A 25,192-nucleotide genomic window follows, 5' to 3' on the forward strand; every position below is an offset into this window, starting at 1 on the left:
AGATTTTACCCATGGCCAATTGGTCCGACCCCCGTTCCGACATCGCAGGCTTTGGCAATGCCAGCGCCGCGCGCAGCGAGGCGTTCGATGCCGGGCTGCGCAAATATATGCTGTCGGTCTATAATTATATGGCGAGCGGCGTGCTGCTGACCGGTGTCGTCGCGATGCTGTTCGCGTCGAGCGGTCTGGCGCTCCAAATCCTCGCCGGCCCCGGCATCCTGAAATATGTCATCATGTTCGCGCCGCTGGCTTTCGTCATGGTGATGAGCTTTGGCATCAACAAGCTGTCGACCGTCGCGATGCAGAGCCTGTTCTGGGCCTATGCCGCCGTGATGGGCCTGTCGCTGTCGTCGATCTTCCTGGTCTATACCGGCACGTCGATCGCGCAGACCTTCTTCGCGACCGCTGCGGCCTTCGCCGGCCTCAGCCTGTTCGGCTACACCACCAAGAAGGATTTGTCGGGCTTCGGCACCTTCCTGATCATGGGCGTGGTCGGCCTGTTGGTCGCCAGCCTGATCAACATCTTCCTGCGCTCCAGCATGATGGATCTGGTCATCAGCGCCGTTGGCGTGCTGCTGTTTGCGGGCCTCACCGCCTATGACACGCAGAAGATCAAGAGCATCTATGCTTATGTCGCCGGCACGGAGATGATGGGCAAGTCGGTGGTGATGGGGGCGCTGAACCTCTATCTCGACTTCATCAACATGTTCCTGTTCCTGCTGCGCCTGTTCGGCGATCGTCGCTGATAGCGGTCGAACGGCAAGTCAAAAAAGGCCCGGCGGACATCTCCGCCGGGCCTTTTGCTTTGTGGGGAAGGGGGCAGGCTCAGCCTTGTTTCTGCATCTCGGCGATCAGGGCGTTGTCCATCTCCTTCTGCCTTTTATAGGCTGGGCGCTCGCGCAGCCGGGAGGCATAGGCCTCGAACGCCGGGCGGCTGGGGATGGTGCCGAAGGCGAGCCCCCAGTCGATCTGCGCGCCGACATAGACGTCCGCCGCGGTGAAGGTGCCGCCGCAGATCCAACTGCGGCCGGTGACCGCCGTTTCCAGCGTATCGAGCGTGTCGTCGAGCGAGCCATAGCCCGCGCTGCGCTCGCGTCCCTCGGGCAGGACGAAGCCCATCGCCTTGTTGGTGACGGCGGCCTCCACCGGTCCGGCAGCAAAGAAGAGCCAGCGATAATAATCGGCCCGGTCATCGGTCGCCGGCGCCAGGCCGGCGGCCGGGAAGGCGTCGGCCAGATAGGCGCAGATGGCGGCGCATTCGGTCACCACCTTGCCGCCATGGACGATCGCCGGCACCTTGCCCATCGGGTTGATGGCGCGATAGTCGGCGGTCTTCATCCCGCCGGCATAATCCAGGATCACCGCCTCATAGGGGGCGCCGACCTCCTCCAGCATCCAGCGGGCAATCTGCCCGCGGGACATGGGGTTGGTATAGAGAAGAACCGGGTCCGCCATCATGCATTCTCCTTGGAAAGTGGCCGGAACATATCATGAACAATATGCTCCGGCCAGCCGGATCATTGAGCCGGTGCGGTGGCCGCCGCCGCAGGCTTGTCGCGATAGCGATCGAACCAGGCGATGATAGCCGCCGCCTTGGCCGCCGATTGCGACGGGCGGGCGGCGATGCCGCCATGGCTGGCACCCGGCACCTTCACCAGCGCGGTCGGCACGCCCCGTATCTGCAGCGCGCCATAATATTGCTCCGCCTCGCTGACCGGGGTGCGATAATCCTCGCTGCCCACGACCACCAGGGTCGGCGTCTTGACGTTGCCAACCAGGCTGAGCGGCGAGCGGTTCCAATAGCCCATCGGATCTTCCCAGGGCTTGGCCGGGAACCAGTAGCGCGAGGTGAAGAGGGTATTGTCCATGGTCAGCGCCTCGCTGATCCAGTTGATCACCGGCTTCTGCGTCGCGGCGCCCTTGAACCGGTCGGTCTTGCCGATGATCCAGCTGGTGAGCACGCCGCCGCCCGAACCGCCGGTGACGAACAGATTGTCCGGATCGGCCACGCCCGCAGCGATCGCGGCATCGACCGCGGCCATCAGGTCGCCATAGTCGTCGCCGGGATATTTATGATGGATCAGCTGGGCGAATTCCTCGCCATAGGAGGTGGAGCCGCGGGGATTGGTGTAGAGCACGGCATAGCCGGCGGCGGCATAAAGCTGGTCGTCGGTCGAGAAATGCGGGCCATAGGCGGTGTGCGGGCCACCATGGATTTCCAGCAGCAACGGCACGCGGGTGCCGGCCTGATAGCTGGGCGGGGTGACGAGCCAGGCCGGCACGGTGCGGCCGTCGGGCGCGGTGACGGCCAGTTCCTTGACCTGGCCCAGCGCCTTGTGGCCCAGGAAATCCTCGTTGAGGCGGGTGAGTTGGCGGCTCTTGCCACCGCTGCTGACCGACAGGTCGGCCGGGCGCAACGCCGATCCGCTGGTGAAGGCCAAAGTGCCATTGGCCGCGACGCTGAAATCGCCGCCGCTATAGGGCCGGTCGAACGCCGTGCCGGTAAGGCCACTCGCCAGTTCGGTGACATGGCCGTCGAGGCTGATGCGGGCGAGGCGGTTGACGCCGCGCTCGTCATATTGGGCATAGAGCGACTTGCCGTCGGCCGCCCAATAGGCGCGGTCGATGCTGCGGTCGAAACTGGCGGTGATCGCATGGGCGCCGCTGCCGTCGCGGTTCATGACGTAGAGGTAAGTGTTCTGGTAGGAGAGGCGCTTGTCGTCATAGCCGAGATAGGCGACCTTGCTGCCGTCGGGCGATACGACCGGCGCCACATCCGGGCCTTCGCGGCTGGTGAGTGGGCTGATCGCGCCCGAGGCGATGTCGAGCGCATAGATTTCCGGGTCGAAAACCTTCTGCTGCCAGTCGGGCTTGCGCACCGCGCTGAACAGGATGGCGCGGCCATCGGGCGTCCAGCTCAACGGGCCGCCATCCTGATAGTCGCCAAAGCTCAGCTGCCGGGCCGGGCCGCCATCGGCCGACACCAGGAAGATATGGTCATAGCCGGCCTGGACATAACCGCCGCCATCATTGCGATAATCGACCCGGTCGATCACCTCCAGCGGCTTGGCCCATTCGGCGCCCTCCGGCTTGTCGGGCGCCTTGCCCAGCTTCATCGGGTCGGCGGGCACGCGCATGATATAGGCGAGGGACTTGCCGTCGGGCGACCAGGTGACTGACTGCGGGCCGTCGGGCAGGGTGGTGACGCGCACGGTCGCGCCGGTGTCGAGCCAGCGCACGAACAATTGCGGCTTGCCCGCATCGGCGGCGATATAGGCGATGCGCTTGCCATCGGGCGACCAGCGCGGCTGGCTGGCGTCGGTGACCAGCGGGCGCTGCGCGCCGGTGGCGGTGTCGACCAGCCAGATCGCGCCCTTCTGCCGGTCGGTCATGATGTCGCCCTGGCGGCGGACATAGGCGACGCTCTTGCCGTCGGGGCTGATCTGCGGATCGGTCGCGACCTGCAGCGCGAAGATGTCGCGGCCCTCGAACCTGGACGACGGGGCAGCCGACTGGGCGGCGAGCGGCAGGGGGGAGAGGGCGGCGCCGAGCAGCAGCGCGGCCAGTAGCTTGTGTCGCATGAAAACCTCGAAACGGAAGAATGGCGCGAGACTTGCCGGATTTTCCTTTCGTTTCAAGTGCAAGTCGTGGCCGGGGCGCGATAGCTGGTGCCGCGCCCCGACCAGAGCTTCAGCAGCCCGCGCCCATCGCGCCGGCCAGCATGCCGCCAAGGCCGCCCTTGCATTTCTTCTTCTTGGGTGGCGAATTGTCGCCGGAGGCGTCGGCGCTGTCGTCACTGCCCTGGCTCATCATCGATCCCATGTCCGGCCCGTTGAGCATCCACATGGTGTTGGAGCGATAGCGCACACGGGCGATCCATTCTGGTTTCCAGGCGATCTTGGGATCGGCCGGGCGCGGTGGATAGGCGAAATTGGCTTCCGGGCCATAGGCGTAGAGGCTGCCCATCAGCATCTCGCCGCCCGACTGCACCACCTGTGACGGCACGGTGCAACTGGTCTGGCTGGGCGGCATGACGATCTTGTCGACGATCAGCTTGCGCACGGCACCGGGGGATAGCCAGTCCCATACCGGCCCGCCGAACGCCTGGCTGGCCGATGACGCCCACCACACCATGTCGCCGCCCTGCTTGGCCGCGAACACCCAGGCATAATAGCCGGTCGCATTGGGCACCGCGTTCCAGCTCAACTGGGTGGCGCCGCCCGCCGCCGGGCTGGCGCGGCCCGTGATCGGCGGCATGAAGTCCTGGTTCAGCGCGAACTTGATCTCGGGCGAATAATTGCCGGCGATGCGATGGTCGCCGATCAGCGAGGAATTGCCCGACAGCGTCTTGCGCGTCTGACCATTGGGCCATTCGCCATAGGTCTTGCTGTTGGTAAAGCGGACCTGCCATTCCTGCGGGATCGCCGCGCCGGTCATGTAGAGGCCGGGCGGAAACTGGCCGCGCGCGACCTTGGCGAAATCGATCACCACCGGCTGGTTCGGCCCTGCGGTCGCGCCGCATCCCCAATAGATGAGCAGCCGCCCCTTGGGCTTCTCACCGGGCAGCGCCGGCTCGTCGCTCGGCGTGACCTTTGGCGTGACCAGCGGGACGGAGGCGCCCAGCCGGGCGCCGGCGGGCATATAATGTTCGGCCGCCGGCGAGCCGCTCGCGGTCTGGGTCGATCCCAGGCGCAGCACCAGTTCATGGATCGGCTGGTTGCCGCCGCCCATCATCATCGACATGGCCCCGCCCATGCCACCGCCGCCCGCCATTGCGGCCATGCCGGACATGGTGCCGGCATCCATCGCATAGCGGGCGATCGGTCCGCCGGCCTGCTGGCTGGCGCCGGGCGTGGCGAGAAGGACGAAGCTGATGCTGAGCAGCGCGGCGCGTGGCGCGGCGGACCGCAGATGAAGCGAAGTGGACATGCATTCCCCTATGAAAGCGTGGAAGACATGCGACCTTTCTGTTCTGGAGTCGGCTTAGCAGAATTTAAGGGGGGCGGGGAGAGGGCGGCTAAGTGCGCGCGAAATGCCCATGGCGCAGGAAATGCACGACCTGATCGGCGACGGGGCGGGTGTAGATCATCGCGGTGTGGGCGACGGGCAGGGTGATATGGTCGCCTTCGCCCGGACAATGGGTGGCGGCGACGCTGACCTTGCCGTCATTGGGCGCGCGGAAGATGCGGCTGGGGAGCAGGCCATTCATCGGCCGGTCGCCCGCGATGATGCCGAGCGGATAGTCGACCTCACCCAGCGCCGCCAGCGTGATCGCATCGCGGCGAGTGCGTAGCAGCGCGCCGGCCTGGTTCAGGATCAGCGGATGAAGGTGCAGGCGGTAGAGAAGGTCGGCAATCTCGCTGCCACCATTGGGCGTGCCTAGCATGACGACGCGGCCGAGATGATCGGGGCGATGGCGCGCGAGCCAGGCGCGGAGCATGAGGCCGCCCATCGAATGACCGACACAATGAACGGTCGTAGCATGATAGGCCGGGCTGGCGATGATGCGGGCGTGGAGATGATCGACGACGCGGGCCAGCGGCCAGCGCCAGCTGGGATAGCCGATATTGGCAACGTCGTAGCCCTCCCCGCGCAGCCGTCGGGCAAGCAGCGCGGTCTGCACCTGATGACCGCCAAAGCCGTGGAGGAGGATGACGGACTGGGTGTGGGGCTGCATGATGGCATGGGTGTCATGCAATGCTTACGCAGGCAAGGGCATGTGGGTTTAGGGGGAGGGTGCTAACGACCAGAAGCGGCTGTGAATTCCTCCCTGCAAGGTTCGGCAGAGGCACGCGACTCTGCCGAACCTTGCAGGGGAGGATGGTCTGGAAGCGACCACCCCCGTCATCGCGAGCGACGATGCCGGGCTTTGACGGCTGACGACCAGAAGCTACCTTCACCATCTTCGTCATCCCGGACTTGATCCGGGATCCATTCAGCGCTCCCCATCCGCCGTAGCGCAGAATGGATCCTGACTTCCGTCAGGATGACGGTGGCTGTGACTGGCAAGTAACGACCATTCTTCGTCACTCGCTTAGGCCATACGCATCGTTGAAACCGGCCACTCATTCAGATGGTACGTCAGATGCTGAACGACGAAATTTGGTAGGAAGCCGCCGCCTATGTTAGGCTCCGATATGGGCGTCTTACACCGATCGGCAGCATCAATAGGATTTTATGGAGATGATCTCGACCCGACAGAGATAACAGAACGACTTGGTGAGCCGACTATCGCCGTGAAGATGGGCGGAACATTTCAGACCCTCGGAGGCAGGGACAAGATCGCCCGCACGGGGTCATGGCAGGTGACTGCAAAAGATCAGCAGCCGGCTGATCTCGATCGACAAATCAACGATCTGTTAGATGGTTTGTCTGATGACATCGTATCGTGGCAGGCTTTCTCGCAGCGATTTAGAAGTCGCGTATTTTGCGGCCTCTTTCTTGAAGATAGCAACGAGGGCCTTGCACTCCGTTCTGAAACGCTCGCTCGTCTTGGAGATCGCGGTTTGTGCCTCCATCTCGATATTTATAGCGCACCAGAGCTAGGGTGAATGTCCGAAACTGCTGCAACTGTTGTAGAACGATTTGTCCGCACAACGTCAGCTTCCGCCGATTGTCTTCCCAACAGCCGACAGTCAGCAAACCACCCAAGTTGGCCTTCCCTTTTCTTCTCCGCGCCTCCGCGTGATTCATTTTCGCGCGGAGCCGCGGCGGCACGGAGATAGTGGATGAGGGCTAACCGCCTGTGCGGCAATGACGGAAAAAGAGGGGAGCAGCAGCTGCGCGGGGATGTGGCTCTTTGTGGCGCGTGCCCCTCCACCGTGCTGCGCACGGTCCCGCTCCTTGTGCCGGGGAGGAATAAAAAAGGCGGCCCTCTCGAGCCGCCTTTCCCGTGGGCCTGTGAAGCCGCTTATTTCGTGCCTTCCGGCGCCTTGGCCTTGCCGCCCTTCTTGCCGCCCTTCTTGGGCGCGGCGGGGGTGATCTGGAAGGCGAGGGCTTCGTCCTTCATGTGGACATGGACCTCGCCGCCATGGACCAGCTTGCCGAACAGCAATTCCTCGGCCAGCGGCTGCTTGATCTTCTCCTGCATCAGGCGGCCCATCGGGCGGGCACCATAGAGCTTGTCATAGCCCTTCTTGGTGAGCCAGGCCTTGGCCTCCTCGTCCAGCGTGATGTGGACGTCGCGATCGGCCAGTTGAAGTTCCAGTTGCAGCACGAACTTGTCGATGACGCGGGCGACGATTTCCGGCGGCAGATAGCCGAACGGCACGATCGCATCGAGGCGGTTGCGGAATTCGGGGGTGAAGAGCTTCTTCACCGCGTCTTCCTGCACATCCTCGCGGGTCAGCTCGCCAAAGCCGATCGATTCCTTCGCCATGTCCGACGCACCCGCATTGGTGGTCATGATGAGGATGGTGTTGCGGAAATCGACGGTCTTGCCGTGGTGATCGGTCAGGCGGCCATTGTCCATCACCTGCAACAGGATGTTGAACAGGTCGGGATGCGCCTTCTCGATCTCGTCGAGCAGCAGCACGCTGTGCGGCTGCTGGTCGACGGCATCGGTCAGCAGGCCACCCTGGTCATAGCCAACATAGCCCGGAGGGGCACCGATCAGGCGGCTGACCGAATGGCGTTCCATATATTCCGACATGTCGAACCGCTGCAGCGGGATGCCGAGCAGGGTCGCGAGCTGGCGTGCCACCTCCGTCTTGCCGACGCCGGTGGGGCCGGAGAAGAGATAGTTGCCGATCGGCTTGTCGGGATCGCGCAGACCGGCGCGCGACAGCTTGATCGCGGACGACAGCACCTCGATCGCCTGATCCTGGCCGAAGACGACGCGTTTCAGATCGGTGGTCAGCGATTCCAGCACGCTCTTGTCGTCCGACGACACGGTCTTGGGCGGGATGCGCGCCATGGTGGCGATGACCGCCTCGATCTCCTTGGGGGTGATCGTCTTCTTGCGCTTGGAGGGCACCACCAGCATCTGCATCGCGCCCACTTCGTCGATCACGTCGATCGCCTTGTCCGGCAGCTTGCGGTCGTTGATGTAGCGGGCCGACAACTCGACCGCCGCCTTGATCGCGTCCGGCGTATATTTGACGTGATGATGTTCCTCGAACGCGGTGCGCAGGCCGGTCAGGATCTTGATCGTATCCTCGACCGAAGGCTCGTTTACGTCGATCTTCTGGAAGCGCCGCAGCAGCGCGCGGTCCTTCTCGAAATGATTGCGGAATTCCTTGTAGGTGGTCGAACCGATGCAGCGGATCGTCCCGCCCGACAGGGCCGGCTTCAACAGGTTCGAGGCGTCCATCGCGCCGCCGCTGGTCGCGCCGGCACCGATCACGGTGTGGATCTCGTCGATGAAGAGGACCGCGTGCGGCATCTTCTCCAGTTCGGTGACGACCGCCTTCAGCCGCTCCTCGAAATCGCCGCGATAGCGGGTGCCGGCCAGCAGCGCGCCCATGTCGAGCGAATAGATGACCGCTTCCTTGAGCACGTCGGGCACTTCGCCCTCGACGATCTTGCGCGCCAGGCCTTCCGCGATCGCGGTCTTACCGACGCCCGGATCACCGACATAAAGTGGGTTGTTCTTCGAACGGCGGCACAGGATCTGGATGGTGCGGTCGACTTCCGACGACCGGCCGATCAGCGGATCGACCTTGCCGCGTTCCGCCTTCTCGTTGAGGTTGACGGTGAACTGCTCCAAGGCACTATCCTTCTTGCCCTTGCCGTCCTGCACCTTCTTTTCCTCCTCGGCTGCCCCCTTGGTCTCCTGACGCTCGGGCGTGGGCGTGCCCTTGCCGACGCCGTGGCTGATATAGCTGACGGCATCGAGGCGGCTCATGTCCTGCTGCTGCAGGAAATAGACGGCATAGGATTCGCGTTCGGAGAAGAGCGCGACGAGGACATTGGCGCCCGTCACCTCATCCTTGCCGGACGACTGGACATGGAGGATGGCGCGCTGGACGACGCGCTGGAAGCCGCTGGTGGGCGAGGGGTCGCTGGCGCCCTCCACCTTCAGGCTGTCAAGTTCGGTGTCGAGATACTGGGTGACGGCATCGGCCAGTTCGCCCAGTTCCACGCCGCACGCCTGCATCACCTTCGACGCATGTTCATCGTCGATCAGCGCGAGAAGCAGATGCTCCAGCGTCGCATATTCATGCTTGCGCTCCGACGCATGGGTCAGCGCATTGTGCAGGGTGGTTTCAAGGGCGGCTGCGAAAGATGGCATGTCTTTTCTACTCCTGGCCCCGGTTAGGGGCTGACTTGAACCTTATGTCGGCATTGCTCGACGACGGTTCAAGGGAGAGGTCCTGACCGCCGGAATTGCCAGACTGCCCATGCCCGGTGGAGCCCATGGTCGGGCCGTCAGGGGCGAGGCGCGGGTTCATCGCTTGAATAACGCCTCGGCAGTTGCCTTATGGTTAACGGCGCTTTCAATTTTTGTTCGAGTGCGGGTGATTTCGGTTTCCAGCGCCCTGATGCGCGCTTCCAGTTCCGCAACGGACAGGGGACCCAGATCCTGTCGGAGCAGTTGGGCCAGCGGATCATCGGCCTTTCTCGGCAGATCATTGTCCATGTCCATAAAGGGTAATGTTGACCCTGTAGGCTAGTCTGTCAATAAGAAGCGAAGCTCCGTCCGTCGATTTTGGGTGCGGCGCAATATCTCTGGCCCGGGGGGGCACATATGATCCTCGACAGTTTCACGATTCCATCGCAGATGACGGCCATCGGCATCCCGGTGCCGGGCGGTCCCGACGCTCTGGTGCCCGAACAGCGGCCGGTGCCGGTGCCCGGCGAGGATGAGGTGCTGATCCGCGTCGCCGCCGCCGGCGTCAACCGGCCCGACGTGCTGCAGCGGCAGGGCAAATATCCGCCGCCGCCCGGCGCGTCCGACATTCCCGGACTCGAAGTGGCGGGCACGATCGTCGCCGCCGGCCGGTCCGCCGACATGCTGGTGGGCCAGCGCGTCTGCGCGCTGCTGCCGGGCGGGGGCTATGCCGAATATGCGATTGCCCCGGCCGGCCAGTGCCTGCCGGTGCCGGCGGATTATGACCTGGTCGAGGCGGCGGCGCTGCCCGAAACCCTGTTCACCGTGTGGACCAATCTGTTCGAGCGCGCCTATGTGGTCGGCGGCGACCGGGTGCTGGTCCATGGCGGCACCAGCGGCATCGGCACGATGGCGATCTCGCTCTGCCGCCTGTTCGACATAGAGATCATCGTCACCTGCGGCAGCGACGACAAAAGCGCCCAGGCGCTCGAATGGGGTGCTTCCCATGCGATCAATTACAAGAGCCAGGACTATGTCGCCGAGGTGAAGCGCATTACCGGTGGGCAGGGGGTGCAGGCGGTGCTCGACATGGTCGGCGGCGACTATGTCCCGCGCAACATCGAATGCATGGCGGAAGATGGCCGCCATGTGTCGATCGCGGTGCTGGGTGGAGCCAAGACCAGCATCTTCCTGCCGACGGTGATGTCCAAGCGCCTGACCCTGACCGGATCAACCCTGCGGCCGCGCTCATCGGGCTTCAAGAGCCTGGTCGCGGACGAGATCATGCGCACCGTCTGGCCCTTCGTCGAACAGGGCAAGCTGCGCCCGGCGATGGACCAGCGCTTTGCCCTCGCCGACGCGGCCAAGGCCCATGCCCGCATGGATGCGGGCGAACATTTCGGGAAGATCGTGCTGACGGTGTGAGGATAGTTTAGTGCAGAACCGTTATGTCGCTGACGTCGGCGATTATGTGAAGCTGTCGATGTTGCGTCGATTGGCGCCAGGGTTGAAACTGGGTGTTCTGTGGTGGCTATACCCTGATGAAGCCCATAATGCGGATGGTAAGCACATAGCCTATTTGGATCGACCACAGATATGGCGCGCCATTGATCCGGTGTTGTTTGATAAGTTGAAGCTTATTGTTCAGCGCAACGATCGTAGTGTGGATGCTTTGGAGCGGGCCGGACTGATTGACGGTGCTGTCTATCACAACGCGATGCTTCCTGCTGGCGATGCAAAATCCAGACGCGCCTTGCGAGCATCTTGGTTCGCGCGAGCCGCCGAGTTTGTGGATGGTTGCGATCTTATATTTGTAGATCCCGACAACGGCCTTGAACCAGCGACCTATAGTGTCGGATCTGCCAAGGCCGGTAAAAGTGTGGCTTTGGCAGAATTAAAGGCGTTGCAACGAGATGGTCGGACCATTGTGGTCTATCACCATCATACAAGGATGGCAGGCGGCAACATCGTGGAGTTGATGCACTGGGGTGAGCGCCTCGCGGAATTGGGTTTTAAGGTTGATGCGCTCAGGTCGGCAGTGGGAACTGCGCGAGCATTTTTCCTTTTAGACGCCACTCCTGAATTGCGGCAGCGAGCTACTGAGTTCGCGCGGCATTGGGGAGGGAAAGTCACTTGGCACCCTGCATTGGATGGTCGAAGGTCGTAGCATTTCCGTCATATTCGGTGCGGAGTTGTAACAGAGCGGCGCTAAGGATTCGGCCTCAAGGACAACAGCCCTTGAGGACGTAGACATGAACGCCATCACGCGCTTGCCCTTCCTGAGCGAACTGGAAGAGGGGGCTGACGACCGCTTCCACATCCCTGAACGGGAAGGCGCGCGTCGCCGCTATCGCACCATCTGGATTTCCGACATCCATCTGGGCACGCGCGGCTGCAACGCCACGATGCTGATCGATTTCCTGGACAGCGTCGACAGCGACACCATCTATCTGGTCGGCGACATCATCGACGGCTGGCGGCTCAAGAAGCGCTTCTACTGGCCCGCCGCGCATAATGACGTGCTGTGGCGGATCATGAAGCGGGCCAAGCGCGGCACCCGTGTCGTCTATATCCCCGGCAATCATGACGAGATGTTCCGTCAGTTCACCGGCATGAATTTCGGCGGCGTCGAGATCCGGCGCAAGGCGATCCACGAGACCGCCGACGGGCGCAAGCTGCTGGTGCTGCATGGCGACGAGTTCGACACGATCATGCTGGCGCATCGCTGGCTCGCCTTTGTGGGTGACGCAGCCTACACGACGCTGATGCGCCTCAACGTGGTGGTCAACGCGGTGCGCCGGCGCATGGGCCTGCCTTATTGGTCACTGTCCAAGATGGCCAAGCACAAGGTCAAGAATGCCGTGTCCTTCATCTCCCGCTTCGAGGAAGTGGTGGCGCATGAAGCCGGCGCGCGCGGCGTCGACGGCGTGGTGTGCGGCCATATCCACAATGCCGAGATGCGCGAGATCGAGGGCATCGAATATTATAATGATGGCGACTGGGTGGAGGGCTGCACCGCGCTGGTCGAACATGCCAGCGGCGCGATGGAGGTGCTGCACTGGGCCGACGAGATCGCCAAGCGCGGCGAAAAGACGCCGGCGCTGATGGCGGCCTGACGCGGAGAGGGGCCATGCGGATCGCGATCGTCACCGACGCCTGGACGCCGCAGGTCAATGGCGTGGTGCGCACGCTGCAGACGATCCAGGCCGAACTGGAGCATATGGGCCATGAGGTGAAAGTGATCTCGCCCGATCTCTATGGCTCCATTCCCTGTCCGACCTATCCCGAAATCCGGCTGGCACTGGTGCGATCGGGCGTGGTGGGGCAGGCGATCGCCGCCTTCCGTCCCGACGCCGTCCATCTGGCGACCGAAGGGCCGCTCTGCTTTGCCGCCCGGCGCTGGTGCCTGCGCGGCAATGTGCCCTTCACCACCGCCTATCACACCCATTTCCCCGATTATGTGTCGCAGCGCACCGGGCTGCCGGCGGCCTGGTTCTGGCGCTATATTCGCTGGTTCCATGGCCCGGCGCAGGCGGTGCTGGTGTCGACCCGGTCGGTGCGGCAGCAATTGCGTGCCCATGGCGTCGCCAATGTCCGCAAATGGGGCAGGGGCGTGGACCTCAAGACCTTTGCCGGCGGTGTCGCCCCCTCGGCCCTGCTGGCGGACCTGCCGCGCCCGATCCAGCTCTATGTCGGCCGGGTCGCGGTCGAGAAGAATCTGGAAGCCTTTCTGGCCAGCGAGCATCCCGGAACCAGGGTGATCGTGGGCGACGGCCCGGCGCGCGGGGCGCTGGAACGGGCTTATCCCGACGCCCGTTTCCTGGGTGCGCAGTTCGGTGCCGATCTGGCGACGATCTATGCCGGCGCGGACGTGTTCGTCTTCCCCAGCCGCACCGACACGTTCGGGCTGGTGATGATCGAGGCGCTGGCCGCCGGCACGCCGGTCGCAGCCTATCCGGTCACCGGGCCGATCGATATCGTCACGCCGGAAACCGGCGCGCTGTCGGAGCGGCTGGAGGATGCCATCGCCGCCGCGCTGCTGTGCGATCGGGCAGCCTGTGCCGCCTATGGCCGCAGCTTCAGCTGGGAACGCAGCGCGCAGGAATTCCTGGCCGGATTGCATCCGATCGATCCGGTGGTGATGGACAGCGCCGCCTGACGCTTTTCCTTGCCGCAAGCCCCGCGATGCTCTATCCCTGACATGTCGTGGCCGCCCTGCTTGGGCGGCCCTTATCGTTTTTAGAGCCGGAGAAGACCCCGTGTCCCAGCCCCTCATGCCCCATGCGACCGCCAGCTGGCTGGTCGACAATAGCGCTCTGAGCTTTGACCAGATCGCGGAATTTTGCGGGCTCCACATCCTGGAAGTCCAGGCCATCGCCGATGACACTGCCGGCATCAAATATACCGGCCGCGATCCGGTGCGCGCCCATGAAATCACCATGGATGAAATCCACAAGGGCGAGAGCAATCCCGACTACAAGCTCAAGATGCTCAAGGGCCCCGAACCGGTCCGCCGCACCAAGGGGCCGCGCTACACCCCGGTAAGCAAGCGCCAGGACAAGCCCGATGGCATCGCCTGGATCCTGCGCAACCATCCGGAGATTTCGGACGGCGCGATCGGCAAGCTGATCGGCACCACCCGCACCACCATCGCCGCGATCCGCGATCGCAGCCACTGGAACATCAGCAACATCACGCCCAAGGATCCGGTGACGCTGGGCCTGTGCTCGCAGCGCGAACTGGATGCGCTGGTCAGCAAGGCGGCGAAGAAGGCCGGCATCGAGATGCCGACCGATTCGCGTCTGGATGGCGATCGTGAGGCGCTGATCGAGGAACTGCGCCGCGAGCGCGAGGATAATGCGCGCCGCATCGAGCAGGCGCTCAAGAGCGAGTCCGAGCTGATTTCGGGCGCCGCGACCATCCTTGATCCGTTCAGCAGCAACAAGGGCGAGGTCTGAAGACGTAGCGTCATCCGACGCTCTTTCCGACCCGCTGCGATGCAGCATTCTCAAGGGCCGCGCCGGCTTTCGGGCGCGGCCTTTTTGCTACAATCCAGACACAGGTTGACGCTTGCGTAAAGCGCTCGGGCCACTTACACTTCTGTAAATGGAGAGCAGAGAAAAGATCTGGCGCGAGCATTATCAGCACCCTACGCCGTGGGAGCAGACGTTCCCGCCGATGTCGATGGGGGACATGGTAACGCAGAGCGCCACCGCCCACCCGCAGGCCCACATGATCGACTTCATGGGGCGCAAGTTCAGCTATGGCGCGATGATGGACGACATCAGGCGCATCGCCTGTGGTTTGCAGGCCATGGGCGTGAAGAAGGGGGACCGGGTCGGTCTCTACCTGCCCAACACCCCCCATTATGTCGCGGCCTATTATGGCGCGCTGCTGGCCGGCGCGATCGTCGTCAACTTCTCCCCCCTCTACACCGCCGCCGAACTGGAGCATCAGGTCGAGGATAGCGGCACCAAGATCCTGTTCACCCTGTCGGCCAAGGCATTGCTGCCGACCGCGCTCAAGGTGCTGGACAATAGCAGCCTCGAAAAGCTGGTGGTCGGCTCGATCGCTGAGGTGCTGCCGACCGCCAAGAGTATCCTCTTCCGCCTGTTCAAGCGCGGCGAGACGACGCCGCTGCCGCATGATCCGCGCGTCATCCGCTATGACCGGTTGATCGCCAATGCAGGCGAATGCATCGTGGCCGACATCGATCCGGTCAACGACGTCGCGCTGCTGCAATATACCGGCGGCACCACCGGCACGCCCAAGGGCGCGATGCTGACCCACCAGAATCTGACCGCCAATGCGCGCCAGGCGCAGGCGATCGACCCGCATGCGGGCGAGGGCGACGACCGCATCATCGCGGTGCTGCCCTTCTTCCACGTCTTCGCCAACACCTGCACGCTGAACCGGACCGTCATGAATGGCGGCGAGATGGTGATGCTGCCCCGGTTCGAGGCGGTGCAGGTGCTTTCGGCCGTGCAGCGGACCAAGGCGACGTCTCTGCCCGGCGTGCCGACCATGTATCAGGCGCTGCTCGATCATCCGGCCCTGCCGAACATCGATTTCTCGTCGCTGCGCACCTGCATTTCGGGTGGCGCGCCGCTGCCGATGGAGGTGAAGCAGAAGTTCGAGGCGGTGACCGGCGCGCGGCTGATCGAGGGCTATGGCCTCACCGAAACCAGCCCGATCGTCTGCGCCAATCCCTATGAGGGGCTGAACAAGACCGGCACCGTCGGTCAGCCCGTGCCGGGCACCCGCGTCAAGATCGTCAGCCGCGAGGATCCGACCCAGCCGCCGCCCGCGGGCGAGCCGGGCGAACTGATGTTCGCCGGTCCGCAGATCATGAAGGGCTATTGGAACCGGCCGGACGCGGACGCGCAGGTGTTCGTGGGCGAGTTCCTGCGCACCGGCGACGTTGGCGAGGTTGATGACGATGGTTATGTGCGGATCGTCGATCGCCTCAAGGACATGATCGCCGTCGGTGGCTTCAAGGTCTTCCCGAGCCAGGTGGAATCGGTCCTCTATCATCATGAATCGGTGAAGGAAGCGCTGGTGATCGGCGTGCCCGACCGTTATCGCGGCGAGCAGCCCAAGGCGTTCGTGACCCTGAACGAAGGCGCGACCATCGACGGGCCGGGGCTCAAGGACTGGCTCAACCCGCAACTGGGCAAGCATGAGCGGGTCTGCGAGGTCGAGGTGCGGGCCAGCCTGCCCAAGACGCTGGTCGGCAAGCTGTCGCGCAAGGAACTGGTCGCCGAAGAACGCGCCAAGGCCGAACAGGCAATGGCGCAGAATGCGGCGCAGACTGGAACCGCGGCCTGATTGCTCCTATCTAGCGCGCCAAAGCTGGATAAGGATTATCGATATATGGCGCAGGAAATCGCAACGCTGGCTGGTGGCTGCTTCTGGTGTACGGAAGCAGTCTACCAGACGCTCAAGGGCGTGGAATCGGTCCAGAGCGGCTATATCGGCGGGACCAAGGTCGATCCGACCTATGAGGAGGTCTGCACCGGCAATACCGGCCATGCCGAAGCGATCCGCATCGCCTTCGACCCGGCCGTCATCAGCTATGCCGACCTGCTCGACATCTTCTTCGCCACCCACAATCCGACGACGCTGAACCGCCAGGGCAACGACATCGGGACGCAATATCGTTCGGCGATCTTCCCCCATTCGGCCGAGCAGCAGGCCGAGGCGCTGGCCGGCATCGCGCGGGCGCAGGTGGACCAGGTCGATCCGGTGGTGACCGCGATCGAGGCGGACGCCCCCTGGTATCCGGCCGAGGATTATCACCAGAAATATTGGGAGCGGGTCGGCGACCAGAATCCCTATTGCATGGCGGTGATTCCGCCCAAGCTGGCCAAGCTGCGCAAGGGTTTTGCCGCGCGCATCGAGGAATAATCCTCGGCCTGGCCGATTTCCCGACCGCTCGTCCCGTTTCGCCGCGTTCTTAGCTTATGGTTAATGTCGACCATGGCAGATGCAGCGCAACGGACGAGTCGGGGGACTTTGAGAATGACCAAGACGATCATGCTGCTGGCGCCGGCGATGCTGCTGATGCTGCCGGGCTGTATTGCCAGGACGGCGGTGGATATCGTGACCTTGCCGGTGCGCGCAGGTGCGCAGGCGGCCGACTGGGCGACGACCAGCCAGGACGAGGCCGACCGCAATTATGGCCGCAAGATGCGCAAGCAGGAGGCCGAGGAAGGCAAGGCGCGCAAGAAGGCCGACGAACAGCGCCGCCGCGAATGCCGCAAGGCCGGCTACGACAATTGCGGCTGAGCCGGATCGACCGGTCAGGCCGCGGCGCGGCGTAACCGGTCGTTGATGGCGGTGCCGATCCCCTCGTCAGGGATGGGCGCGACCGCGATCCGCTCCTGGGTGCTGGCGTCGGCGACGTGCAGCGCCGCGAACAGATTGGCTGCCGCCTCGCGCAGATCCGCGTCGACGCTCAGGTTCAGATGGCAGGGCATCAGCCCGAAGCCGATCAGATATTCATCCTTTTCCGCCCGCAGCGCGTTGAGCCGCACCGGCTTCGACGGCGCATAATGGCTTTCGAGCTGGCCGGGTGCTTCGATCTTCGCATTGTCCTTCCCCGTGATGACCGGCAGGCCGCTTGCCTCCTCCAGCATCGCGGCCGTGACCGGGCCGGGGCGCAGCAGGCGGATGCGGTCCGCTTCGGGGGCGGCGATGGTCGATTCCAGCCCTTCGCTGGTCGGGCCTTCGTCCAGGATCATGCGGATCTTGCCGTTGAGGCTGGCCAGCACATGCTCGGCCCGGCTGGGGCTGATCGATCCGCTGCGATTGGCCGAAGGCGCAGCCAGCGGCCGGCCACTCTCGCGGATCAGCGCGCGCATCGCGGGATGGGCCGGCAGGCGCAGCGCCACGGTCGGCAGGCCAGCCATCACCAGCGGCGACAGGCCGCTATCGGCCCGCACCGGCAGCACCATGGTCAGCGCGCCCGGCCAGAAGCGGGCGGCAAGCTGCTCGGCCTGGGGCGAAAAATCGGCCAGCCGCCGCGCCATCTCCATGTCGGCGACATGGACGATCAGCGGGTTGAAGCTGGGCCGCCCCTTGGCGCTGTAGATGCCCGCGACCGCCTGGGAATCGGTGGCATCGGCGGCCAGGCCATAGACGGTTTCGGTGGGAACGGCGACGGGCTCGCCGGCGCGGATCAGCAAGGCTGCCTCGCGAAGCGCTTCCGCGCCATAGCGGCAGACCCTGGTGGAAAAGGCTGGATTTGGGATAGTCACGACCCCCGCGATATAGACCCCGGAACGCTGCAGTAAAAGGCCATTGCGACAGTGACATGACATTGTTGGCAAAGCTTGCCGCAACGGCGCGGCCCGGCTAATCCCGCGCCATGAACGACGCCCTGCTGACCCGTATCGCCGAAGCGCTGGAACGGCTCGCGCCGCCGCCGGCTTCCTCTGCCGACCTTGCGGCTGCTCCCGCCTATGTGTGGGACGGGGTGGCGATCCGCGCGGTGGATGCGTTCGCCCCGGTGGATTATGATCTGCTGACCGGCATCGATGCGCAAAAGAGTGCGCTGCTCGACAATAGCCGCCGCCATGCCGCCGGCCATGCCGCGCATGACGTGCTGCTGTGGGGCGCGCGCGGCACCGGCAAGTCGGCGACCGTGGCTTCGGTGGTCGGCAAGCTGCAGGCGGAAGGGCAGGACATCGCCCTGCTGCAATGCGCGATCGATGAACTGGCCAGCCTGCCGGCGCTCTTCACCCTGCTGCGCAGCACGACCCGACCCTTCATCCTGTTCCTCGACGATCTGGGCTTTGACGAAGGCGTGGGCGATGCCCGTGCGCTGCGTTCGCTGCTCCAGGGCGGCACCGCCGCGCGTCCGGCCAATGTCCGCCTCTATGTGACGTCCAACCGCCGCCATATCGTGCCGCGCAACCTGTCGGAGCAGGATGATCCGATCAATCCGCGCGACGTGGTCGATGACAAGATGGCGCTGTCGGACCGGTTCGGCCTCAGCCTGGGCTTCCATGCGCTCGACCAGGATGCCTATGTCGCCATTGTCGAGGGCTATGCGCAGGCGCTGGGTCTCAGCGTCGAGCCGCTCGACGCGATCCAGTGGGCAACGCAGCGGGGCAGCCGCTCGGGCCGTGTGGCCTGGCAATATGTGGTCGAACTCGCCGGCCGTCACGGCCTCTCGGTCTGATTCTCAGTCGCCGTCCTTTTCGGCAAGGCTCAGAAATTCGTCGACCAGTCGGTCCAGTTCCTTGCGGCAACGCGGCGGATCGACGGCGGTGTCGCATAGCGGCGCGGCATCGGCCATCGTCTTGATGACGCGGGCCAGGCTCAGCGTGTCGCTGTGACGTTGTCGATGGGCGAGGGCGGCGAAGGTGTTGAAATACATTTCCGCCAGCCGCCGATCATGCTCCAGGTCATAGCCTTGTCGTCGGTCCGGCTGGCCCAGCGCTTCCATGCGCAAGTGATGAAGGGATCGCCGCGCGCTGTCCGCCCGCAGCTGATATAGCTCCGCCGGTTCGATCGGTTTCATCTTGGACGCCTGTCGCATCGCGTATCAGCGCGCGAACGGGGCAATATATCCCTACTGTTGCCCGGCCGAAATTAAGCGTCTGGTCTTGCGAACAAGTTTTTTCGACGCTTCGGCCGGGCGAGCCATGATTATTGTGCGCGGGTCACCCGCCAGACGACGCCGCCGACATCGTCCGCCACCAGCAGCGCACCCTTGGCGTCCACGGTCACGTCGACCGGCCGGCCTCGCGCCGCGCCCTGTGCGTCCAGGAATCCGGTCAGCACGTCGACCGGCTTGGCCTTGCCGACTTCGCCATTATCCTCGAACGGAATGAACACGACCTTGTAGCCCGCGGCCGGCTTGCGGTTCCAGCTGCCATGCAGGCCGACAAAGGCGCCATTGCCATAGGTGGCGCCAAGCTGCGCATCCTTGGAGAAGCTCAGGCCCAGCGGCGCGACATGGTTGCCCAGCGCATAGTCGGGGCGCTTGGTATATTCGCGGATTTCCGGCCGCTGCGGCTGGACCCGGCGATCCTCATAGCCGCCCCAGTAATTCCACGGCCAGCCATAGAAGGCACCGAATTCGACGCGGGTCAGATAGTCGGGGACCAGGTCGCCGCCCAGCATGTCGCGCTCATTGACCACGCCCCACAGCACGCCGCTCCTGGGTTCGAACGCCAGGCCGACCGGGTTGCGCAGGCCCGACGCATAGATGCGATAGTCGCCGGTCTTGGGATTGACCTCCAGCACGGCGGCGCGGTTGGCTTCGCTTTCCAGGCCATTTTCGCCGATATTGCTGTTCGATCCGACGCCGACATAGAGCAGCCCGTTGGGGCCGACGGTCAGGCTGCGGGTCCAGTGCATGTTCGGCGCCTGGGCCGGCAGGTTCAGAATCTTCCGCCCCTTGTCGCTGATCTTGGTCTCGCCTTCCTTATAGGGGAAGGCCATCAGCGCATTGGTGTTGGCGACATAGAGGGTGTCGCCGATCAGCGCCATGCCATAGGGCGAATAGAGGCCGCTCAGGAACACCGTCTTGGTGTCCGCCTTGCCATCGCCATCGGTGTCGCGCAGCAGGCTGATGCGGTCGGGCGAGGGGACGCCGGCGCCGGCCTTGTTCATCAGGAAATTCATCACCCGGCTGACGATGCCGGTCTGCGGGCGGGGCTGGCTGTTGGTCTCGGCCGTCAATATGTCGCCATTGGGCAGGCGCAGCAGCGATCGCGGATGGCTCAGCCCCTCGGCAAAGCGCTCGACCACCAGACCCTTGGCCGCGACCGGCTTCTCTCCAGCCTTCCACGGCTTGACCTCGGCGATGTTAACGGTCGGGAAAAACTCGTTGCGCGGCGTGGTGAAGCGCGGTTCCCGGCCGACATCGGCACCGGCCGGCAACTGGGCCGTGTCGCCCTGCGCGAAGTAGAGGAAGGCGCCGCCGGCAATGACCAGCGCGACGAGGGGGATGGCGATGAAATGCTTCTTCATGTCGCCACATCTATGCGGCGATGCGACGCCCGGCAAGGCGCTCCGTTGCGCGGGTGGTTAGTTAAGCCTTTCGTTCGCGCAGCCACAGCAGCAGGGCGATCAGGATGCCGGCTCCGGTGCCGACCAGCAGGCCGATGCTGGGCTGTCCCAGCAGGCCGCCGCCGATCGCCCCGGCCATGATCAGCAATGCGATGATGGCGCCCGCGCCGGTCGGATTCTTCGCCTTGTTCATGGCCCATCCTTGCCATGGCCCGCCGCCCATGGCCAGTCGCTTGTCGCCCGCGTCTCCCCTGTCCCGGATCGGAACGGCTCGCGTCCCGAAATGGCGCGCCTGTCCCGCTGCGGGACTTGGCTAACCGGCTGTTCACCCTCGTCATCGGCCTGCTGCGCCAAAGCGCCAAACTGGCATGGGGGTTGATAGGGGAGGGGAAAGGGCGCGCAAAAAATCGGGGGTCGCATGCACATGCCATATCTTTCGGATCGAAAGAGCTATGAGGATGCGACGGAACTGATCGCGACCTTTGGCGCCAATGCCGGCTATGAGGCGGCGGCGCGGGCCGATCGCAGCCGCGACCTCGGCAACCACATCCATTTCTGCCACTGGCGCCAGATCGAGCGGCTGATCGTGTTGCTCGCCCATCACCAGCCGCTCGGCACGATCCACTGATAGTCTGAACGCAAAAAGGGCCGGAGCGTCATGGAACGCTCCGGCCCTTTTTGCTGTCTGGCTGACGGCGCTTTAGAGCCGCAGGCCGGCGGTTTCCGGCAAGCCGGCCAGGATGTTGAGATTCTGCACGGCGGCGCCTGCCGCACCCTTGCCCAGATTATCGAGCGTGGCGACCAGACGGACCTGGCCGCTCTGCGCATTGCCGAACACCGACAGCGACAGGCGATCGGTCGCGCCGACATGCTCGACATCAATCTGTGCCATGGCGCTGCTGTCGGCCAAGGGCGTCACGCTGACGATCGGCGATCCTGCATAGGCGGCGGCCAGCGCGGCGTGGATGTCCGCCGGGGCGGGCGTGCCGGGCATGGCGCGCAGCTGCAGCGGCACTTCCACCAGCATGCCGCGATAGGCATTGGCGACGGCCGGCGCGAACAGCGGCGGATGGGCCAGACCCGAATAGCGGGTCATTTCCGGCACATGTTTGTGCGCCAGGCTCAGGCCATAGGCGCGGAAGGCGGTCGGCGCGCCCTCGGCGCCCTCATATTCGGCGATCATCGCCTTGCCGCCACCCGAATAGCCCGATGCGCCCGATACCGTCACCGGCCAGTCGGCCGGCAGCAGGCCGGCCAGCACCAGCGGACGGACCAGCCCCAGAAAACCGGTCGGCCAGCAGCCGGGATTGGCGACGAAGCGGCTGTTGGCCAGCCGCTCGCGATGGCCCGGTTCCAGTTCGGGGAAGCCATAGGTCCAGCCGTCGGCGACGCGGTGCGCGGTCGATGCGTCGATCACGCGGGTGCGGTCATTGTCGATCATCGACACGGATTCGCGTGCGGCATCGTCGGGCAGGCACAGGATCACGATGTCGGCCGCGTTCAGCGCGTCGCGCCGGGCCGCCATGTTGCGGCGATCCTTTTCATCGACCGTGATCAGCGACAGTTCGGGCCGGTCGGCCAGGCGATCGGCAATCTCGATGCCGGTGGTGCCATGGCCGCCGTCGATGAAGATCTTCGTGGTCATGGGGCAATCCTCCGCCGCGCGATGATCGGCTGTTCATGGTCGGGCGCCAGCCGGGCGACGACATCGGCCAGCGGCTCGACCACCACGGCCATCCAATGGGCGTTGGCGTGCAGCATATGGGTGGCGTCGGTCATGATCCCGACATGGCCGGGGAAGAAGATCAGGTCGCCGCGCTGCAACGGCACGCTCGCCTCGATCGGCGCGCCAATGCCCTCGCACTGCAGGTCGGTGTCGCGCGGCACGGCGATGCCGCATTCGCCCAGCGCAACCTGCACCAGCCCCGAACAGTCGATGCCGCGATGGCCACGGCCGCCCCAGACATAGGGCTGGCCCAGATAGCGCTGCGCCACCGCGACCCAGTCGCTTTCCCGCGAGTCGAGCGGTGCGGCATGGCGGCCATGGATGAAGCCGTCGCCGGTCGCGAGGAAGCTGTCCTCGGCCTCGCCGCCGAAGCGGGCGCCCAGCGGCCAGTGATCGGCGATCGGTGCCTTGATGTCGGCGCGGCTGAACAGCGGCGCGCTCTGGTTGACGATGCGGTGGCTCACCGCCTCCTTCACGTCCAGTGCGTCGCGGCGGATATAGCCGACATAGCCGTCATGCCCGCAGAAGCCCCAGGCCCAGTCGGTCGTGACGTCGAGCGCATGGAAGCTTTCGCCGCGCAGCAATTCGCTGACCGCCTCGGCATTGTGCGAGGGCTGGGACAGGATCGGCGCGCCGGGCGCCACGCAGGTCAGTTCGACCGCGCGGGCATAATGGGCGGAAAAGAGCACGCCGGCGAGCGAGATGTCCGCAAGGTCGCCACGCGCCGCATGGACGCGGTGGTCGAGCGCTACGGATCTGCCGTCCAGCTTGAACCGGGTTCTTTCAGGCGGTGCGTTCCGCGTGGTGTTGATCTGGCCTGTCATCGCGCGCGGTTCCTGCGATGAAATGGTGAAAGGCGTCAAGGAATTCCGCGCCCTTCGACGTGCGGGTGATGAAAATATTGCGCCGATCGGCCGCATCCCGCTCTCGTCGGAGATAGCCGAGCGCCGAAAGCTTGTTCAGCGCGCGGGTGATGACCGGCTTGGACACATGCAACTGTTCGGCCAGGCCGCGCACCGTATGCGGGCCATCGCCGATATAGACGGTCAGCATCAGGGCCATCTGGCGGTTGGTGAGGTCGGGTTTTCCCGACCGCACATAATCCACCAGGGTCCGCATCCACTGGCTGAGCGGCTGTATGCCGGGACGGTCGATCTGGGCGGCCTGTTGCGGGGAAGCGAGCGCGTTCATGCCCCCCTAACGCATGATAGCCAATCCGGTTGCGTAACGGATCGCAGGATATTGCAGTTTGACTATCGCGCGCCGTCATAGCGTTGCTGGAGCAGGCGGAAGACTGCGCGCAGGCCCAGGGCCTCGCCGCCCTTGGGCCGGCCCGGACGGGCCGCCGGTCGCCAGGCGAAGGTGTCGAGGTGGATCCAGGCCGTGCCCTCCGGCACGAAGCGCTGCAGGAACAAGGCGGCGGTCACCGCGCCGGCAAAGCCGCCTTCGCCGGCATTGTTCATGTCGGCAATGTCGGACTTCAGCATGTCATAATAACCGTCCCACAGCGGCAGGCGCCAGGTCGGGTCGTCGACCGCCGTGCCGGCCGCCGCGATGTCGCTCGCCAGTGCCTCGTCATTGGTGAACAGCGCGGGCAGGTCCGGGCCGACGGCGACGCGCGCCGCGCCGGTCAGGGTCGCGAAATCGACGATCAGCTCTGGCTTTTCCTCACCCGCGCGGGTCAGCGCGTCGCCCAGTACCAGCCGCCCTTCGGCGTCGGTATTGCCGATTTCCACCGTCAGCCCCTGCCGGCTGCGCAATATGTCGCCGGGGCGGAAGGCATTGCCGCTGATGGCATTTTCGGCGGTCGGCACCAGCAGGTGCAGCCGCACCGGCAGTCGTGCGCCGATGATCAGCCGGGCCAGCGCGATCGCATGGGCCGCGCCGCCCATATCCTTCTTCATCAGGCGCATGCCCGATGATGGCTTGATGTCGAGGCCGCCGCTGTCGAAGCAGATGCCCTTGCCGACCACGGCGATGCGCGGCGCGGCGGGGTCGCCCCAGGCCATTTCGATGAGGCGCGGGGCAAAGCTCTTGTCCGCCGCCTTGCCGACGGCGTGGATCATCGGGAAACCCTGCTCCAGCGCGTCGCCGCGCGTCACCTGCACGTCGCCGCCATGGGCCTGCGCTAGCTGGCGCACGGCATCTTCCAGATCCTGCGGCCCCATGTCGGCGGCCGGCGTGTTCACCAGGTCGCGGACCAGCGCTACCGCTTCAGCCTGTTGCACGATCGCCTCGATCCGGGCGACGTCGCTGGTCAGCAACACGCGCGGCCCGGCCGCGCCTTCATCCTTGCGATAGCGTTCGAACCGATATTGCGCCGTCAGCCAGCCCAGCGCCGCCGCGCCGGTGCTGCCTTCGGCCAGGCGATAGCTGCCCTCGGGCAGGCTCTCGGCCAGTCTGGCCAGGCACCAGCTGCCGAGGGCGTCGCGCTTGGCGACCCCGGCCACGACCGACCAGTCGCTCTGCCCCTCGCCGGGGACGATCGCATATTCGTTCGGCTTGGCGTGGAATTTCTGGGCGCTGATCAGGGCGCGGACCCGCTCGGGCTGGGCGGTGAACCAGGCGTCCAGTTCGGCCGCTTCGATCAGCTGGATGGAACGGGCGGGCTGGCCATTATCGGCTTTGAGCAGGTCGGCAAATTCGGTCATGCACAGGGATGTAGGAGAAAG

The 25,192-nt window shown here is 64.8% G+C and carries 26 protein-coding genes; 12 read left to right on the plus strand and 14 right to left on the minus strand.

The window, feature by feature from the left end; genetic code table 11:
* Positions 1 to 11 precede the first annotated feature (11 nt).
* A complete protein-coding gene (locus tag ACUCV3_RS09350; protein ID WP_048939075.1) occupies positions 12 to 746 on the plus strand; it encodes a Bax inhibitor-1/YccA family protein in 735 nt (244 codons plus the stop codon).
* A 79-nt stretch (positions 747 to 825) separates the two neighbouring features.
* Here the strand turns inward: ACUCV3_RS09350 and ACUCV3_RS09355 are convergent, their stop codons facing one another.
* The 4 genes from ACUCV3_RS09355 to ACUCV3_RS09370 form a co-directional block, all read right to left on the minus strand.
* Complete coding sequence (locus tag ACUCV3_RS09355) at positions 826 to 1,455, minus strand: glutathione S-transferase family protein (protein ID WP_048939096.1); 630 nt, start codon at positions 1,453 to 1,455, stop codon at positions 826 to 828.
* 62 nt (positions 1,456 to 1,517) lie between these two features.
* A complete protein-coding gene (locus ACUCV3_RS09360) occupies positions 1,518 to 3,581 on the minus strand; it encodes a prolyl oligopeptidase family serine peptidase (RefSeq protein ID WP_482240586.1) in 2,064 nt (687 codons plus the stop codon).
* 109 nt (positions 3,582 to 3,690) lie between these two features.
* Positions 3,691 to 4,929 (minus strand): hypothetical protein, encoded by a 1,239-nt coding sequence (locus ACUCV3_RS09365; RefSeq protein ID WP_122928203.1) that lies wholly within the window; start codon positions 4,927 to 4,929, stop codon positions 3,691 to 3,693.
* Between the two features lie 88 nt (positions 4,930 to 5,017).
* Positions 5,018 to 5,677 (minus strand): esterase/lipase family protein, encoded by a 660-nt coding sequence (locus ACUCV3_RS09370; RefSeq protein ID WP_170978360.1) that lies wholly within the window; start codon positions 5,675 to 5,677, stop codon positions 5,018 to 5,020.
* Between the two features lie 445 nt (positions 5,678 to 6,122).
* On the opposite strand from ACUCV3_RS09370, the gene ACUCV3_RS09375 reads away from it, so the two are divergent.
* Positions 6,123 to 6,551, plus strand: coding sequence for a DUF4279 domain-containing protein (locus ACUCV3_RS09375; protein ID WP_199909698.1), 429 nt, complete (start codon positions 6,123 to 6,125; stop codon positions 6,549 to 6,551).
* A gap of 359 nt (positions 6,552 to 6,910) precedes the next feature.
* Here the strand turns inward: ACUCV3_RS09375 and clpA are convergent, their stop codons facing one another.
* Positions 6,911 to 9,232 carry an ATP-dependent Clp protease ATP-binding subunit ClpA gene (clpA, locus tag ACUCV3_RS09380; RefSeq protein WP_048939078.1) on the minus strand — a complete coding sequence of 774 codons (2,322 nt, stop codon included), beginning with the start codon at positions 9,230 to 9,232 and terminating at the stop codon, positions 6,911 to 6,913.
* A 156-nt stretch (positions 9,233 to 9,388) separates the two neighbouring features.
* Complete coding sequence (locus tag ACUCV3_RS09385; protein ID WP_004211362.1) at positions 9,389 to 9,586, minus strand: DUF1192 domain-containing protein; 198 nt, start codon at positions 9,584 to 9,586, stop codon at positions 9,389 to 9,391.
* Between the two features lie 102 nt (positions 9,587 to 9,688).
* Between ACUCV3_RS09385 and ACUCV3_RS09390 the strand changes: the two genes are divergently transcribed.
* The 8 genes from ACUCV3_RS09390 (at position 9,689) to ACUCV3_RS09425 (ending at position 17,059) form a co-directional block, all read left to right on the plus strand.
* Positions 9,689 to 10,696, plus strand: a complete 1,008-nt coding sequence (locus tag ACUCV3_RS09390) for an NAD(P)H-quinone oxidoreductase (protein ID WP_048939079.1) — start codon at positions 9,689 to 9,691, stop codon at positions 10,694 to 10,696.
* A 10-nt stretch (positions 10,697 to 10,706) separates the two neighbouring features.
* Positions 10,707 to 11,438, plus strand: a complete 732-nt coding sequence (locus tag ACUCV3_RS09395; RefSeq protein WP_137405287.1) for a hypothetical protein — start codon at positions 10,707 to 10,709, stop codon at positions 11,436 to 11,438.
* An 85-nt stretch (positions 11,439 to 11,523) separates the two neighbouring features.
* Positions 11,524 to 12,387, plus strand: coding sequence for a UDP-2,3-diacylglucosamine diphosphatase (locus ACUCV3_RS09400; protein WP_048939081.1), 864 nt, complete (start codon positions 11,524 to 11,526; stop codon positions 12,385 to 12,387).
* Between the two features lie 14 nt (positions 12,388 to 12,401).
* Positions 12,402 to 13,430 (plus strand): glycosyltransferase family 4 protein, encoded by a 1,029-nt coding sequence (locus ACUCV3_RS09405; RefSeq protein WP_278377140.1) that lies wholly within the window; start codon positions 12,402 to 12,404, stop codon positions 13,428 to 13,430.
* Between the two features lie 115 nt (positions 13,431 to 13,545).
* Positions 13,546 to 14,229, plus strand: a complete 684-nt coding sequence (locus tag ACUCV3_RS09410; protein ID WP_010337928.1) for a DUF1013 domain-containing protein — start codon at positions 13,546 to 13,548, stop codon at positions 14,227 to 14,229.
* 148 nt (positions 14,230 to 14,377) lie between these two features.
* Positions 14,378 to 16,099: a long-chain-fatty-acid--CoA ligase gene (locus ACUCV3_RS09415; protein WP_048939083.1), complete on the plus strand. Its 1,722-nt coding sequence runs from the start codon at positions 14,378 to 14,380 to the stop codon at positions 16,097 to 16,099.
* A 45-nt stretch (positions 16,100 to 16,144) separates the two neighbouring features.
* Positions 16,145 to 16,678 carry a peptide-methionine (S)-S-oxide reductase MsrA gene (gene msrA, locus ACUCV3_RS09420; RefSeq protein ID WP_004211369.1) on the plus strand — a complete coding sequence of 178 codons (534 nt, stop codon included), beginning with the start codon at positions 16,145 to 16,147 and terminating at the stop codon, positions 16,676 to 16,678.
* 114 nt (positions 16,679 to 16,792) lie between these two features.
* Positions 16,793 to 17,059, plus strand: a complete 267-nt coding sequence (locus tag ACUCV3_RS09425; RefSeq protein WP_004211370.1) for a hypothetical protein — start codon at positions 16,793 to 16,795, stop codon at positions 17,057 to 17,059.
* Between the two features lie 14 nt (positions 17,060 to 17,073).
* Here the strand turns inward: ACUCV3_RS09425 and ACUCV3_RS09430 are convergent, their stop codons facing one another.
* Positions 17,074 to 18,030, minus strand: a complete 957-nt coding sequence (locus ACUCV3_RS09430) for an L-threonylcarbamoyladenylate synthase (RefSeq protein ID WP_029547760.1) — start codon at positions 18,028 to 18,030, stop codon at positions 17,074 to 17,076.
* Positions 18,031 to 18,140: 110 nt separating this feature from the next.
* On the opposite strand from ACUCV3_RS09430, the gene ACUCV3_RS09435 reads away from it, so the two are divergent.
* Positions 18,141 to 18,956 (plus strand): ATP-binding protein, encoded by an 816-nt coding sequence (locus ACUCV3_RS09435; protein WP_048939084.1) that lies wholly within the window; start codon positions 18,141 to 18,143, stop codon positions 18,954 to 18,956.
* A 3-nt stretch (positions 18,957 to 18,959) separates the two neighbouring features.
* Here ACUCV3_RS09435 and ACUCV3_RS09440 read toward each other — a convergent pair whose 3' ends face one another.
* The 3 genes from ACUCV3_RS09440 to ACUCV3_RS09450 form a co-directional block, all read right to left on the minus strand.
* The gene (locus ACUCV3_RS09440) at positions 18,960 to 19,298 is read right to left on the minus strand and encodes a hypothetical protein (RefSeq protein ID WP_230588606.1); all 339 of its coding nucleotides are present in this window, start codon (positions 19,296 to 19,298) and stop codon (positions 18,960 to 18,962) included.
* 128 nt (positions 19,299 to 19,426) lie between these two features.
* Positions 19,427 to 20,755, minus strand: coding sequence for a PQQ-dependent sugar dehydrogenase (locus tag ACUCV3_RS09445; protein ID WP_122928201.1), 1,329 nt, complete (start codon positions 20,753 to 20,755; stop codon positions 19,427 to 19,429).
* Between the two features lie 61 nt (positions 20,756 to 20,816).
* Complete coding sequence (locus ACUCV3_RS09450; protein ID WP_010337933.1) at positions 20,817 to 20,987, minus strand: hypothetical protein; 171 nt, start codon at positions 20,985 to 20,987, stop codon at positions 20,817 to 20,819.
* Positions 20,988 to 21,218: 231 nt separating this feature from the next.
* Here ACUCV3_RS09450 and ACUCV3_RS09455 point away from each other — a divergent pair, with 231 nt between their 5' ends.
* On the plus strand, positions 21,219 to 21,422 hold the full coding sequence (locus ACUCV3_RS09455; RefSeq protein ID WP_004211380.1) for a hypothetical protein: 204 nt from the start codon (positions 21,219 to 21,221) through the stop codon (positions 21,420 to 21,422).
* Between the two features lie 72 nt (positions 21,423 to 21,494).
* Here ACUCV3_RS09455 and argC read toward each other — a convergent pair whose 3' ends face one another.
* From argC to ACUCV3_RS09475, 4 genes are all read right to left on the minus strand, one after another.
* A complete protein-coding gene (gene argC / locus ACUCV3_RS09460) occupies positions 21,495 to 22,439 on the minus strand; it encodes an N-acetyl-gamma-glutamyl-phosphate reductase (protein WP_048939086.1) in 945 nt (314 codons plus the stop codon).
* Positions 22,436 to 23,344 carry a C40 family peptidase gene (locus ACUCV3_RS09465; RefSeq protein WP_048939087.1) on the minus strand — a complete coding sequence of 303 codons (909 nt, stop codon included), beginning with the start codon at positions 23,342 to 23,344 and terminating at the stop codon, positions 22,436 to 22,438. The genes argC and ACUCV3_RS09465 overlap by 4 nt, the downstream gene beginning before the upstream one ends.
* A complete protein-coding gene (locus ACUCV3_RS09470; RefSeq protein ID WP_004211384.1) occupies positions 23,304 to 23,711 on the minus strand; it encodes a MarR family transcriptional regulator in 408 nt (135 codons plus the stop codon). Before ACUCV3_RS09470 ends, ACUCV3_RS09465 begins: the two co-directional genes overlap by 41 nt.
* Positions 23,712 to 23,773: 62 nt before the next feature.
* Entirely contained in the window at positions 23,774 to 25,171 is a 1,398-nt protein-coding gene (locus ACUCV3_RS09475) for a leucyl aminopeptidase family protein (RefSeq protein WP_048939088.1), read from the minus strand.
* Positions 25,172 to 25,192: the final 21 nt, after the last annotated feature.

The sequence above is a fragment of the Sphingobium sp. VMM genome (assembly GCF_056790315.1).